At 35.3% G+C, this 13,642-nt stretch carries 10 protein-coding genes; 7 read left to right on the top strand and 3 right to left on the bottom strand.

What is annotated here, in order from left to right; genetic code table 11:
* Nucleotides 1-377 precede the first annotated feature (377 nt).
* Complete coding sequence (locus tag B0X80_RS07140; RefSeq protein ID WP_175623896.1) at nucleotides 378-803, top strand: DUF1353 domain-containing protein; 426 nt, start codon at nucleotides 378-380, stop codon at nucleotides 801-803.
* Between the two features lie 170 nt (nucleotides 804-973).
* On the opposite strand, the gene B0X80_RS07135 is transcribed toward B0X80_RS07140, so the two are convergent.
* On the bottom strand, nucleotides 974-1,339 hold the full coding sequence (locus B0X80_RS07135) for a carboxymuconolactone decarboxylase family protein (protein ID WP_077339144.1): 366 nt from the start codon (nucleotides 1,337-1,339) through the stop codon (nucleotides 974-976).
* A 268-nt stretch (nucleotides 1,340-1,607) separates the two neighbouring features.
* Between B0X80_RS07135 and B0X80_RS07130 the strand changes: the two genes are divergently transcribed.
* The 3 genes from B0X80_RS07130 (at nucleotide 1,608) to polA (ending at nucleotide 6,170) form a co-directional block, all read left to right on the top strand.
* Complete coding sequence (locus B0X80_RS07130) at nucleotides 1,608-2,201, top strand: thioredoxin family protein (RefSeq protein WP_245825410.1); 594 nt, start codon at nucleotides 1,608-1,610, stop codon at nucleotides 2,199-2,201.
* A gap of 74 nt (nucleotides 2,202-2,275) precedes the next feature.
* Nucleotides 2,276-2,857: a DUF2780 domain-containing protein gene (locus tag B0X80_RS07125; RefSeq protein ID WP_077339142.1), complete on the top strand. Its 582-nt coding sequence runs from the start codon at nucleotides 2,276-2,278 to the stop codon at nucleotides 2,855-2,857.
* A 568-nt stretch (nucleotides 2,858-3,425) separates the two neighbouring features.
* Nucleotides 3,426-6,170: a DNA polymerase I gene (polA, locus tag B0X80_RS07120; protein WP_077339141.1), complete on the top strand. Its 2,745-nt coding sequence runs from the start codon at nucleotides 3,426-3,428 to the stop codon at nucleotides 6,168-6,170.
* 640 nt (nucleotides 6,171-6,810) lie between these two features.
* Here polA and B0X80_RS07115 read toward each other — a convergent pair.
* Entirely contained in the window at nucleotides 6,811-7,056 is a 246-nt protein-coding gene (locus B0X80_RS07115) for a hypothetical protein (RefSeq protein WP_077339140.1), read from the bottom strand.
* Between the two features lie 306 nt (nucleotides 7,057-7,362).
* On the opposite strand from B0X80_RS07115, the gene B0X80_RS07110 reads away from it, so the two are divergent.
* The 3 genes from B0X80_RS07110 (at nucleotide 7,363) to B0X80_RS07100 (ending at nucleotide 12,819) form a co-directional block, all read left to right on the top strand.
* Nucleotides 7,363-10,215 carry a M16 family metallopeptidase gene (locus B0X80_RS07110; RefSeq protein ID WP_077339139.1) on the top strand — a complete coding sequence of 951 codons (2,853 nt, stop codon included), beginning with the start codon at nucleotides 7,363-7,365 and terminating at the stop codon, nucleotides 10,213-10,215.
* Between the two features lie 94 nt (nucleotides 10,216-10,309).
* Complete coding sequence (locus tag B0X80_RS07105; protein WP_077339138.1) at nucleotides 10,310-11,149, top strand: alpha/beta hydrolase; 840 nt, start codon at nucleotides 10,310-10,312, stop codon at nucleotides 11,147-11,149.
* Nucleotides 11,150-11,511: 362 nt separating this feature from the next.
* Nucleotides 11,512-12,819 carry a sialate O-acetylesterase gene (locus B0X80_RS07100; RefSeq protein ID WP_175623895.1) on the top strand — a complete coding sequence of 436 codons (1,308 nt, stop codon included), beginning with the start codon at nucleotides 11,512-11,514 and terminating at the stop codon, nucleotides 12,817-12,819.
* Nucleotides 12,820-12,933: 114 nt separating this feature from the next.
* Here B0X80_RS07100 and B0X80_RS07095 read toward each other — a convergent pair whose 3' ends face one another.
* Nucleotides 12,934-13,428, bottom strand: a complete 495-nt coding sequence (locus B0X80_RS07095) for a 2TM domain-containing protein (RefSeq protein WP_077339136.1) — start codon at nucleotides 13,426-13,428, stop codon at nucleotides 12,934-12,936.
* Between the last annotated feature and the right edge of the window lie 214 nt (nucleotides 13,429-13,642).

Below are 13,642 nucleotides of genomic sequence, written 5' to 3'. Positions count from 1 at the left end.
AATTCACCATTGAATTTGGCTAGATATTGAGTTGAAAACAAGAAGAAGAAAAGCTAAATGTTTTTGTTTCGAAGATAAAAAATTTTGATGAATAAGAGGGAGGGTTATATACCTGTAACCATTCAAAAGTACCTATTTAAATCACAGCATCACAAGCATGCGCAGAGCCTATTTTTTAGCGTGATTGATGTTGCTTATCATAAAAAATTTTAATGCGTAGGGTAAAAATTTAACGTTTTAATATTTCACCTGACCTAATATAGAATTCAACAATAGATAAATCTAAGTTAATCACTATTATGTTAATGCCTAAGCTACAACCCTTCCCTATTAAAACTCAAAAACAGGGCTTTTTAAGTAAAGTATGGCAGCTTTTTATGCGTAAACGTCAATGGCAAGTTATTGAAGATTGGCGTTATAAATTACCTAATAATAGAACGATTGTTATTCCTAAAGGCTTTGTTTTTGATGGTAGTTCATACCCCTGGATTGTTTGGTTGTTGTTTTCACCTACAGGCTTATTGTTAATTCCTGTGATTATTCATGATTTTTGTTTTAAATATAATTACCTATGGGCTATTCAAGATGAAAAGGTTTTTAAGTTTAAGCAAAATAACGGCTTTTTTAACTGGTGTGCATTAACTCGAAGTATTGGTATTAAAAGAAATGAATTAATGATGATTGATTATTTTATTTGGCTATTAACGTTATTGTTTGGTTGGGTAAATTGGATGTTATTAAGAAGAGAAAAGCATAAAGATATATGCCCTCAAGGGAATAAAGATTCACAGGATTCTATATAGGTTTATTATTTTTTAGACCTATCTAAGAAGCACTCTGAAATAGCCTTTTGATGGGTAATGCGTATACAGGAAGTGGCAAAAGTGCCAAAGAGTATTATTAAGTAAAGCTTGGTCTGCACTGAAATAACTTAAGGTTAATACCTGTTTCAGCAATTGAACTACTTAGCCCGCTAAACGACAAGGTTATCAAATACTTCTTTAGCTGCTCTAAAGGCTTCTTGAGCTGCAGGTGCACCACAATATACAGCACTGTGCAGCAGTACTTCTTGTATTTCTTGTTTACTTGCACCATTACGTAAAGCGCCATATATATGGCCTTTTAATTCTGTAGGGGCTTTAAGTGCTGCGAGCATGGCAATAGTAATTAAGCTGCGTGTTTTAAGGTCTATGCCTTCACGTTGCCAAGTAGAACCCCAGCCGTGGTCATTAATATAATCTTGCATGGGTTGGGTAAACTCATCAGCGTTATTAAGCGCTCTATCTACAAACTCATCGCTCATTACTTGTCGACGCATTCTCTCGCCATTACTACTCATAAATTACCACCTTTGAAATACTGGATGAAATTTGATCGTAGCATTTGTCTGTCACGACATATATTAATTAGCTATCACTTTGGAATATGTTGAATATACCCGTTACCACTGAAACCTCCATCCTTGAATGGTTACGGGGATATATGCATAATTTGAAATGTTAATAAAAAGTAAAATAATATCATTAGCTGCTATTATTATTGATTGAAATCCTTCAAAATAGCGCCAGTGAAATTGATCAATCCTATTTTAGGGGAACGACATGGCAATGACAGAATCAACAATGATGGCGTTAGGTACTAAAGCTCCAGCATTCGCACTAAAAAATACAGAAGGCACAATGACATCGCTGTCAGACTTTGATAACGCGAAAGTATTGGTTGTTTTATTTATTTGTAATCACTGTCCTTATGTTATTCATATTGCACCTACATTAGTTGATTTAGCTGAGCAATATAAAGAACAAGGCGTTCAATTTATTGCGATAAACAGTAACGATACAGATACCTATCCAGCCGATAGCTTTGAAAACATGGTGAAAGAAAAAGCTTTACGAGGTTATTCATTCCCGTATTTGTTTGATGAAACACAAGCGGTTGCTAAAGCATTTGACGCAGCCTGTACGCCAGATATTTTTGTTTTTGATCAACAGCAAAAACTTGCTTACAGAGGCCAGTTTGACAGCACACGTCCAACACGTATTTCTTCAGGTAACTATGATTCAGGTAAATCGCCGGCAACTGGCGAAGATTTAAAAGCAGCAATAGAGGGGTTATTAACAGGAAAAACGTTAAGTGAAAATCAAGTAGCCTCTATAGGTTGTAATATAAAATGGAAAGCAGGTAACGAACCACAATATTAATAGAGCGAATATTTGAGCAATATGCTGAACTCTCTGTTTTAACAATTTTAAAGTAAACACAATTAAGGAATAACATGAAATTACGTACAATTTTAGTTTCGTCACTGTTAGTGACAACAACATTTTCAGCCAGCGCATTTGATTTTTTAGACACTATCAAAGAAGCTTTTGGTATGGGTGAAAAGCAATCAACTGAACAAGTTCAAAGTGCGGCTGGTGCAAAAGAAAAAGTTGAAGATGCGAAAGAAGAAGCGGCGCAAACAAGTAATGATCTTGTTGGTTATGCGGCAGAACAATTAGGTTTATCTAAAGAAATGACTTCAGGTGCTTTAGGTGCGCTTTTTAAAGTAGCTAAAGATAATTTAGGCGACAACTTTTCTTCAATAAGCGAAGCTATACCGGGTGTAGAAAACTATATTCAAAATGCTCCTGAAGCGGCTAAATCTTCATTAGGTGGCTTAGCTTCTTCTTTAGGTAAAGGCAGTGAAGAAGGTCAAGCAGCTTTAAGCTTGGGTTACTTAGATTCAGCATTTAAAAAATTAGGTATTCCAAAAGAAACCGTTTTACCATTAGTAGATACGGTAACGAGTTATTTAGAACAAAATAATTACGGTACTGCTGCAGCAATGTTGAAAAAAGGCGTTAACTTTTTATAGCGTTTATTAAAGGTTAGTAAATCCTAATCTTGAAATGAGATTTTTGTATTTTATCGATTGAATTATACACTTCATCGCAAAGTATAAAATCTCATTTTTTTATGTGAATTTTTTGTTAAATTAATTTGAACTAAAATAAAAATATCTACAAGCCTCGTGTTTCCTCGCTTATGTTTTTTTGTTATTTAGCCATGTAATATTTCTTTAAAAATAGTTTAATAATTGTCTGGTATTCATCAAGAATTCTGGTAATCTTTTGTCACAATTAATTAGGTAGTTCATAAATTGAACAACACATTTAAAAGCCTAATAATAAGTTTATCCACATAACGTATAAAAATAATAATAAGTTAACTAAAGCCAATCTTTATTGATTTTGTTACTTAAAACATAGGTTTACCTGTTTTTTAGCGTATCGGTCATCAGATCTTTATGCGAACTCCTGATGTTTTCAACAAAGTTATCCACAATTAAAACTTACTTTTTACGTAATTTACTTCATATAAGTAGAGACAATTAGCGGAATATGGCATTCTTGTTCCAAATTGTCAGTCAGTAAAAGATTATCATGCCAACATCATCTCTATCTCCGCTTATTTTAGTGGATGGTTCTTCCTATTTATTTCGTGCATATCATGTTCCTTATTTACAAGCATTGTCGACTTCAGATGGACAAGCAACAGGTGCAATAACTGGTGTATTAAATATGTTGGGTAGCCTAAAAAAAGACTATCCCAATGGAAATATCATCGTTATTTTTGATGCGAAAGGAAAAACCTTCCGTAACGACTTATACCCAGAATACAAAGCAAATCGTCCACCAATGCCTGATGATTTGCGCACCCAAATAGCGCCACTACATGAAATTGTTGAAGCGATGGGATTACCGCTATTAGTGATTGAAGGTGTAGAGGCTGATGATGTTATTGGTACTTTAGCTCAACAAGCCAGCGATGCAGGAATAGAAACTGTTATCTCTACCGGAGATAAAGACATGGCTCAGCTTGTTACCGAGCATGTGCGCTTAATTAACACTATGACTAACGTAGAGTTAGACGTTGAAGGTGTAAAAGAAAAGTTTGGTGTTCGACCTGATCAAATTATCGATTATTTAGCCTTAATGGGCGATAAGGTAGATAACATTCCGGGTGTTGAAAAATGTGGCCCTAAAACAGCTGTTAAGTGGTTACTTGAGCATGAAACGTTAGACAACGTAATTGCGAACGCTGATAGCGTTAAAGGTAAAATTGGTGAAAACCTACGTAATGCATTAACACAACTGCCTTTATCTTATGAATTAGCGACAATAAAGTTAGATGTAGAGTTAGATGTTAGCGCTACAACGCTAGCGCCTAAAGAGCGTAACGTTGAAAAGCTAACAGAGCTTTATACTAAATATGAGTTGCGTCGTTTATTAGCTGATCTATCTAAAGGGGACACAAAAAGTACTACGGATGATTCTGCCAATAATACAGAAGACAGTGTAATACCATCAGATATCGAATCAGAATACGATACTATATTAACTAAAGCTGCTTTTGAAGACTGGTTAAGCAAGCTTAAATCAGCTGAATATTTTGCATTTGATACTGAAACTACCAGCGTTAATTACATGAAAGCAAAACTGGTTGGTTTGTCGTTTTGTATAGAAGCCGGAAAAGCAGCCTATGTACCTCTTACGCATGACTATGAAGGTGCTCCAGAGCAACTTGAATTAGACTGGGTATTAGCACAACTTAAGCCATTACTAGAAGATAAAAACCTCGCTAAAATAGGACAAAATCTAAAATACGACGCGAATGTGCTTTCTCATTATAATATTCAAATGCAGGGCATTAAATTCGATACCATGATTGAATCGTATTGTTTAAATAGCGTAGCAACACGGCATAACATGGATGCATTGGCCGATAAGTACTTAGGTTATAAAACCGTTCATTTTGAAGATATTGCCGGCAAAGGAGCTAAACAGTTAACTTTTAATCAAATTGAGATTGAAAAAGCCAGTCACTATGCTGCTGAAGATGCCGATATAACCTTAAGACTGCATCAAGCTATTTATCCTAAGTTAAGTCAATCTGCTGATCAGCTTAAAGTATTCAGTGACATTGAAATGCCGTTATTACCCGTATTAGCACGAATGGAACAACATGGTGTATTGATTGATAGTTATTTGCTTGACGAACAAAGCCATGCACTGGGTATGCGTTTAAATGAACTAGAAATTGAAGCACACAATATAGCAGGGCAAAACTTTAACTTGAGTTCACCTAAGCAATTACAAAAAATATTGTTTGAAGAGTTAAAAATTCCAGTGATTAAAAAAACGCCAAAAGGCGCGCCTTCAACCGCTGAAGAAGTATTACAAGAGCTAGCGCTTGATTATCCTTTACCTAAAATTATTTTAGAAAACAGAGGGCTAAGTAAGCTTAAATCAACTTATACAGACAAATTACCTTTATTAGTTGGCGAAAAATCAGGACGTGTACATACCTCATACCATCAGGCTGTTACCGCAACCGGACGCTTATCTTCAACCGATCCAAATTTACAAAATATTCCAATTCGAAGTGAAGAAGGGCGAAAAATTCGTCAAGCCTTTATTGCACCAGAAAATCATAAAATTGTAGCGATAGATTATTCTCAAATAGAATTACGTATTATGGCGCATTTATCTGATGATCCAGGCTTAGTCTCCGCATTTAGCAAAGGCTTAGATGTACATAAGGCAACAGCCGCTGAAATATTTTCAGTACCATTAGATGAAGTAACTACCGACCAACGCCGCAGTGCTAAAGCGGTAAACTTTGGTTTAATTTATGGGATGTCGGCTTTTGGTTTAGCTAAACAACTTGATGTTCCGCGCCATAAAGCACAAGAGTACATGGACACCTATTTTGAGCGTTATCCTAATGTGCAAAACTACATGGAAGATACACGTCAAAATGCTACTGAAAATGGTTACGTAGAAACCTTATTTGGCAGACGTTTATACCTACCCGACATTAAGTCTAAAAATGGTATGAGAAGAAAGGGTGCCGAACGCGCAGCAATAAATGCGCCTATGCAAGGTACAGCGGCTGACATTATTAAAAAGGCTATGCTAAATGTCGATGCTTGGATTGAAGAGCAAAATGATCCACGCATTAAAATGACTATGCAAGTGCACGATGAATTAATCTTTGAAATTCATCAAGACATCGTCGAAGAAACTACTGAAAAGCTTGTTCAGCTTATGAATGATGCCGTAAGTTTAAGTGTGCCATTAATTGCCGAAGCAGGTATTGGTAACAACTGGGATGAAGCACATTAGCTAAAGGCTCTAAATGGATTTTATTAGCAGTGCAATTATTGCATATACCGATTCGAATAAATAAATCGATTAATTTGGTGTAAAAGTACAAAAATGTAATTAATTTACATTTTTGCTTTACATATATAGAGCTCTTGCTCTATAATTCAATTCGTTCCTGATGTGAACGCTTGTTGTAATAATTGTAATTTTAAGCTTTCCTCATAGCTAACTATACCGATGACTCTGTTGTCGGTTTTTTTTTGCCTAAATTAAAGTTATATAAACGTTATGCTACAACCAATGTTAATTGACAGACTTGTTCTTTAACTTCTTCTATATATCGACTTTTAGTCGCTATAATTCAGAATGTCACTTGCTTCGCTTAAATCTATTTTTAGTGTTTTATTCATCAAGAATATTATTTATGGAATTTTTATCCGTTTTTATTGTGTAATATATGGGATAACGGATCAAATATTTAGCGTATAAAAGTAGAAGATCTATTGATGAAAAGAAAAACGCTACACAGAATAAAAATATACAATATGTAATAAAATTTCATAATAATATGTTTTGAGTGTTTAAAAACCGCTCTAAAGCGGCTTTTAAAAAGTAAGTGAGCTGTAGCAACATTTGTTACAGGATCAGGCAAGTCTGTTTATTGATTCTTTTTTCTATTTTTCTTAGCTTCCATCGCTTCTGCTTTGCTTAAGACGCCATCAGCATTAGTATCAATTTTTTTCCATCTTTTTTCTAAGGCTCCAGATTTCATCTCTTTGCCTTTCTTTTGAGCATTGCTTTCTTGCTTTTTTATCCAATCAGCTTTGCTTACATCTTTTGCTTGGGCTGTAAAAACTAAGCCTAAAGTTGTGGCTACAATTAACGCTTTATGAAAATTTTTCATGCTTCTATCTTCCAATAATAAATTTTTCAGCTACACAGTTATAGCTTCATGTATCCATACCTCTTTACGGTGACAAATGGTCACTTTGAAATTGCATGGATACAAAACGCGATATTACATTAAATTTATAAGAAGGAAATACGAGGTAATGTAAAGATTTGTAAAGGATCTAACGCCTTTATTAACTTAAGCTAAACAACTAATTGTAAATAAAAATGTCTACTACTGGTTAATAGTGTGCTTTTCGGTTTTAATAAGCTATTGCTATTCAAATCTCATCGATTGTTTTCTTTAGGAGCTTTAACGTTGAAAAAATGGACTCTGCCATTACTTATTACTTGCTTAGCCGCTTGCGAAAGCACTTTACCTCATTTAGATTCAAAAACAGACAGCCAAACAGCTTCAGGTATTACCTTCGTTGAAGAAGTAAAAAAAGACGGCCATGAAACTGTGATCCCATATGAAAAATATGTTTTAGATAACGGTTTAACATTAATTTTGCATACGGATAAATCGGATCCTTTAGTGCATGTAGACATGACCTATCACGTAGGTTCAGGTAGAGAAGAGGCGGGTAAATCAGGTTTTGCTCATTTCTTTGAACACATGATGTTTCAAGGATCTGAACATGTAGCTGACGAACAGCATTTTAAGTTAGTAACTGAAGCGGGCGGTACCATGAATGGTACAACTAATAACGACCGTACTAACTACTTTCAAACGGTTCCAGCCAATCAATTAGAAAAAATGTTATGGCTAGAGTCAGATCGCATGGGCTTTTTAGTAGATGCAGTTACGCAAGAGAAATTTGAAGTACAACGCGAAACGGTAAAAAATGAACGTGGTCAACGTGTTGATAACCGTCCTTATGGCCGTGTAAATGAACGTATTGCACAAGCGTTATACCCAGAAGGGCATCCTTATTCTTGGCCCGTTATAGGCTATATGGAAGATTTAGATCGCGTGAATGTAAACGACCTAAAAGCCTTCTTTTTACGTTGGTACGGCCCTAATAACGCAACCTTAACTATTGGCGGAGATATTAATACCACCGAAACGTTAGCGTTAGTAAAAAAATACTTCGGTAGCATTCCTCGTGGGCCTGAAGTAAAAATGCCAGAAAAACCCACTTTTGAGATAAAAGAAGACCGTTATATTTCAATGGAAGATAATGTTCACCTCCCACTTATTTATATGTCGTATCCAACGGTTTCAGTACGCGACGAAGATGAAGCGCCACTTGATTTATTATCAAGCATATTGGGCGGTGGTAAAACGTCATTGTTTTATAAAAACTTAGTTAAAAACCAACTCACGGTACAAGCATCGGTCAGCCATCCTTGCTCAGAGCTTGCTTGTACTTTTAATTTGTATGCTTTGCCTCATCCAGCTTCAGGTAAGTCTTTAGCGGATATAGAAAAAGTAATGAGGGAAACATTAGTTGAATTTGAATCACGTGGCGTAGAAGACGATGATTTGATCAAAGCAAAAGCAAATATGGAAGCTAGCTTTGTTTTTGGCTTACAAAGTGTACAAGGAAAAGTAAGTCAATTAGCCGCTAATCAAACCTTTAAAGGTAACCCTAATTATATTGAACAAGATATTGCTCGCTATGCTGGCGTCACTAAAGCTGATGTTATGCGTGTGTATAAAAAATATTTAAAGGGTAAGCATGGCGTTATTATGAGTGTTGTGCCTAAAGGTAAGCTTGATATGGTTGCCGCAAAAGACACCTTTAAACCAAAAGAAAGAACCTTTGATCGAACGGCTTCCACCTCGGCAAACGCAATTAAAGTACGTAAAGTAAAAGACAACTTTGATCGAAGCGTTATGCCTATAGCGAAAGCCAATAAACCTGTTGATGTTCCGCAAATGTGGCAAAGCGAATTAGCTAATGGTATTAAAATATTAGGTACTCAAAGTACTGAAACCCCAACTACATCATTATTACTTAAAATCCCAGCGGGTCATTACTTTGAGTCTAAAGATAAAGCCGGTTTAGTCACGTTATTAGCCGCTATGTTAAATGAATCAACCACCACGCGTAGTGCCGAGGATATGAGTAACGAGTTAGAGAAATTAGGCAGTTCAGTCAATATTTCTTCAACGGATCATTACTTAACCATTAGTGTGAATGCGTTAACGAAACATTTAACGGAAACAATGGCGTTAGTTAATGAAAAACTGATGCAACCGGCCTTTATAGAAAGCGACTTTATACGTAACCAAAATAATGCGATTCAAGGTGCGATTAACAATAAAAAGGATGCAGGTTACTTAGCTACAACAGCTTATCGCCAACTTTTGCATGCAGACAATATAGCAGCCACACCAAGTAGCGGTACAGAAACCAGCTTGAAAAATATTACTTTAGCTGACGTAAAAGCATTTTATAACAAACAAGTAAAACCTAAAGACGGACAAGCTATTGTTGTATCTGACTTACCTGAAAAAGACATACTTAAAGTATTTGATGTATTTAAAACATGGCAAGGTAAAGGCGAAGAGCTTGATTTGACGTTACCTATACCTGATACAAAAATGGGGGTTATTTACCTCGTTAATAAAGACGACGCTGCACAATCCGTTATTCGAATAGGTAAGCGCTCAATGACACAAGACATTACGGGTGAGTTTTATAAATCGTACTTAATGAACTTTCCTTTAGGCGGTGCTTTTAATAGTCGTATTAACCTAAATTTACGTGAAGATAAAGGTTATACCTACGGTGCTCGTTCATACTTCAGTGCAGACAAACTAGCCGGTGCTTATACAGCCAGTGCTGAAGTAAGAGCTGATGTTACCGACAAGTCGATTGTTGAATTTGTAAAAGAAATTAAAAATTACGCTGAAAACGGTATTACAGCAGAAGAGCTCGCCTTTATGCGTAAAGCAATAAATCAAAAAGATGCCTTAAAGTATGAAACCCCTCATGCAAAATTAGGCTTTTTAGCGCAAATTTTAGAGCATGATTTAACGCCTGACTTTGTGAAAAAACGTACCGAAATTGTAGAAACTATAACTGCTGAAGAAATTAACGCTTTAGCTAAAAAACATCTTAATTTAAAAGAAATGTTGATGGTGGTGGTAGGTAATGCCAGTGTATTAAAGCCACAACTTGAAGCATTAGGGTATGAAGTGATAGAACACAATATTTAATGGTAAAACAACTTGATAAAAACCTGCATTATGCAGGTTTTTATTTATATAACAGTAAATTAAAATCTATAAAATCACATATCATGGGAAGCATATGAAAATTTCAACTATAAAATTAGCGCTAATACCATTGTTTTTGTTAGGACCAGGCTTAACGAATCAGGCTTATTCAGCTGAAGGCATTTCAGTACTAAAAGATATTGATTACCTTACTTCGGTTGACTATGAAGACAATCGCGATAAGTTAGATGTGTATTTACCCCAAAATCCTAAAAACGCACCGGTACTAGTACATTTTCATGGCGGTGGTTTAACATCGGGCAGTAAAGACAAAGGTTCACGTGAATACTCAAAAGCCTTTGCTAAACAAGGTTTATGCGTTGTAGCACCTAACTACCGTTTAGCACCACAACATAAGTTTCCAGCACAAATTAACGACGCCACAGCAGCCATTTCTTGGGCTGAAAAAAATATGGCCGCTCATGGTTGCGATACTTCTAATATGTACATTTCAGGCCATTCTGCAGGGGCATATTTAACAGCATTACTTTCAGTTGATGATAAGTATTACGCGCAATACCCAAATTTAGCAGGGAAAATTAAAGGGGCAATACCTATTAGCCCATTATTGAACCTTAAATGGCTTGAACCTGATCATTTACAAAAAGTGTGGGGAACTGATAAAAGCGTATACGCCGCAGCATCGGTAACTTCATACGTAACACCAAATAAAATACCCATGCTAATAATGTATGGCGATAATGATCATAAAGACATGGACATTAAAATTGCAGATTTTGCTAAAAACATGAAAATACAAAACAACGACATTGCAGTGATTGAAGCAAAAAACAGAGATCATAAATCCATTATTAATCACATCAATAAAGCTGATGATATGGTACTTAAATCAGTAATGGCATTTATTAAATAATTGATATACACCAAGGCTACATAAGTAAGGGCAGTGGACTATTTATTTTTAAACATTTAATATTATTATTATTGTCTCTTCGAGATGGGAATCAGTCATTTTGAGTGCCAAGCACTAGCTTTAACGATGTTAATACCTTCAAAAAATTTGAGCATCAAAAAGTGATGGTTTTTCTCTCTATGTGTATGTAATTAATGTGTTTTTTAATCTATCAAATGGCTTTGGTTTGTGATAATTTAATCTGAATTTAATTAAAACAACATACAACTCTCATGAAAAATCATTTATTGATCATAAGTCTTTTATTTACTTCCTACTCTTGTTTTGCTGAATTGAAATTACCGTCATTTTTTAGCGACAACATGATGCTACAACAAAATGAAAATGTTTCTATATGGGGAGAAGATGAACCTAATACCAAAGTGTCAGTATTAGGTAGTTGGGGGAAAGAGCTCTCTACGATAACAGACAGTAGAGGAAGCTGGCGCATTAAAATACCTACCCCATCAGCAGGTTTAAATCATGATATAACGATTAAAGGAAGTAGTGTTAAGAAAATTAAAAATGTCAGTATTGGTGATGTTTGGCTTTGTTCTGGTCAGTCTAATATGAAATTCTCATTAAAAGGAAACATTAACCAAGCGGTTATCGGCAGCAATGAAGCTATTTTAAATGCAGAAAATAAAAATATTCGTTTATTTAAAGTAGCAGAAACTCTAAGTTTAACACCTGAAAATGATGTAGCCGGAGAGTGGGAGCAAGCTACCCCTGCAAGTGTTGCTACCTTTGGTGCCACCTGTTATTTTTTTGGGAAAAAATTAAATGATGTACTTGATAGTCCTGTGGGTTTAATTTTAAGTGCATATGGTGCTTCAAGTGCCGAAGCATGGACTCCTAATGAGGTTCTTTCTACATTAGGTTTTACTCCATTAGAGTCTGATATCCGTAAAGTACGCCCGCAAACAACACCAACCGCATTATATAATGCAATGATTCATCCATTTATTGGTTATACCATTAAAGGGTTTACTTGGTATCAAGGTGAAAATAATCGACCAAGGGCTAGTCAATATACCGAGTTATTTTCAGCCATGATCCATTCGTGGCGTAATAAATGGAAACAAGGTAGCCTACCATTTTATTTTGCTCAATTAGCACCTTATGGCAACAATAAAGATATAGATGGTGCGTTATTAAGAGAAACTCAGTTGCAAACAATGCTTAATGTTGAAAATACAGGTATGGTGTCGTTAATGGATTCTGGTATGTGCAATTTTATTCATCCACCATACAAAAAAGTTGTGGGTGATAGGTTGGCGTACTGGGCACTTGCTAAGAACTATAATTATAATGCTATTGCTTATAGTGGACCGATTTTAGATACATTTGAAACGCTTGATAATAAAATGTCTATTAAATTCAAGTATGCTGATTATGGGTTAACAAGTTTCGGTAAAAAGCTCACTGGTTTTTCTATTGCTGGAAAAGATAAAGTATTTCATCCTGCAGAAGTTAAAATTGAAAAAAATAAAAGTGTGACGGTTTGGGCGAAAAAAGTTAAAAAACCGGTGGCTGTTCGTTATGGATTTGAAAATTGCCCGGTAGCGACGCTTTATAATACAGAAGGTCTTCCTGCTACATCATTTCGAACTGATAATTGGGCAGAGTAAACTAATATCACTTTATTTTAGTATAAATTGAGATGAGACTCTTTAAATGAACAAGCCTACTAATGAACAAAAGTGGGCTTGTTTTTTTATCGTTTTAAGCTTAAAAGACAAGTGTTATAACTTACGGCCCAATCTTTTTTCAATTTGTTTCTTTTCCCAGTCTGGGCTGAAAAAATTAAACACTTCAAAAACTGAAAGTCCGTGAGAAACGATACCAATCCCCCAGCCTAACGCAGGCCATACTGACCACATATAATTCGGTGCGGTCATTAGGTTAAGAATAACTAAACCAGTAATTACACATACATAAGTAATTAAGTGTGAATAAAAACCTTTGATATCTTTTACGTATTCAATGGCAGATTGTTCATCTTTTGTTAATGTTGCATGAACCGTGTGTGGCGTTTCTATTGTATTGTCGTGCATGTCTTTCTCCTGTGTTAAATCAGTTATCTCTACTTCAAAAACAGCAGCTAAAGACTTTAAAGATTCAACACTGGCATTTTGACCTCGTTCAATTCTCTGAATGGTGCGAATACTTAAACCGCTAAATTCAGATAATTGTTCTTGAGACCAGCCTTGCTGCAATCTTAATTTTCTAACTATCATTATTTCTTCCTTAGCTGTTATCTGTTTCGTAGTTTGGCTGATAAATGATGCTTTGCACCACGTCACTAACACGTCAGATACATGACAATACTTTAATATCAATAAGTTACCATTTATCTGTGGCAGGTTAAAGTCATGTTTATTATTGTAGGTATTAAACAAACCATATAACTTTTTCAATATGTTGCATGTATATTGGTTTGCAAAAAGGATA

The organism is Pseudocolwellia agarivorans (assembly GCF_002000085.1).
Taxonomy (GTDB): Bacteria; Pseudomonadota; Gammaproteobacteria; order Enterobacterales; family Alteromonadaceae; genus Pseudocolwellia; species Pseudocolwellia agarivorans.
Note: the sequence above shows the minus strand (reverse complement) of the source record. Positions and strands in the feature narration are given on the sequence as shown.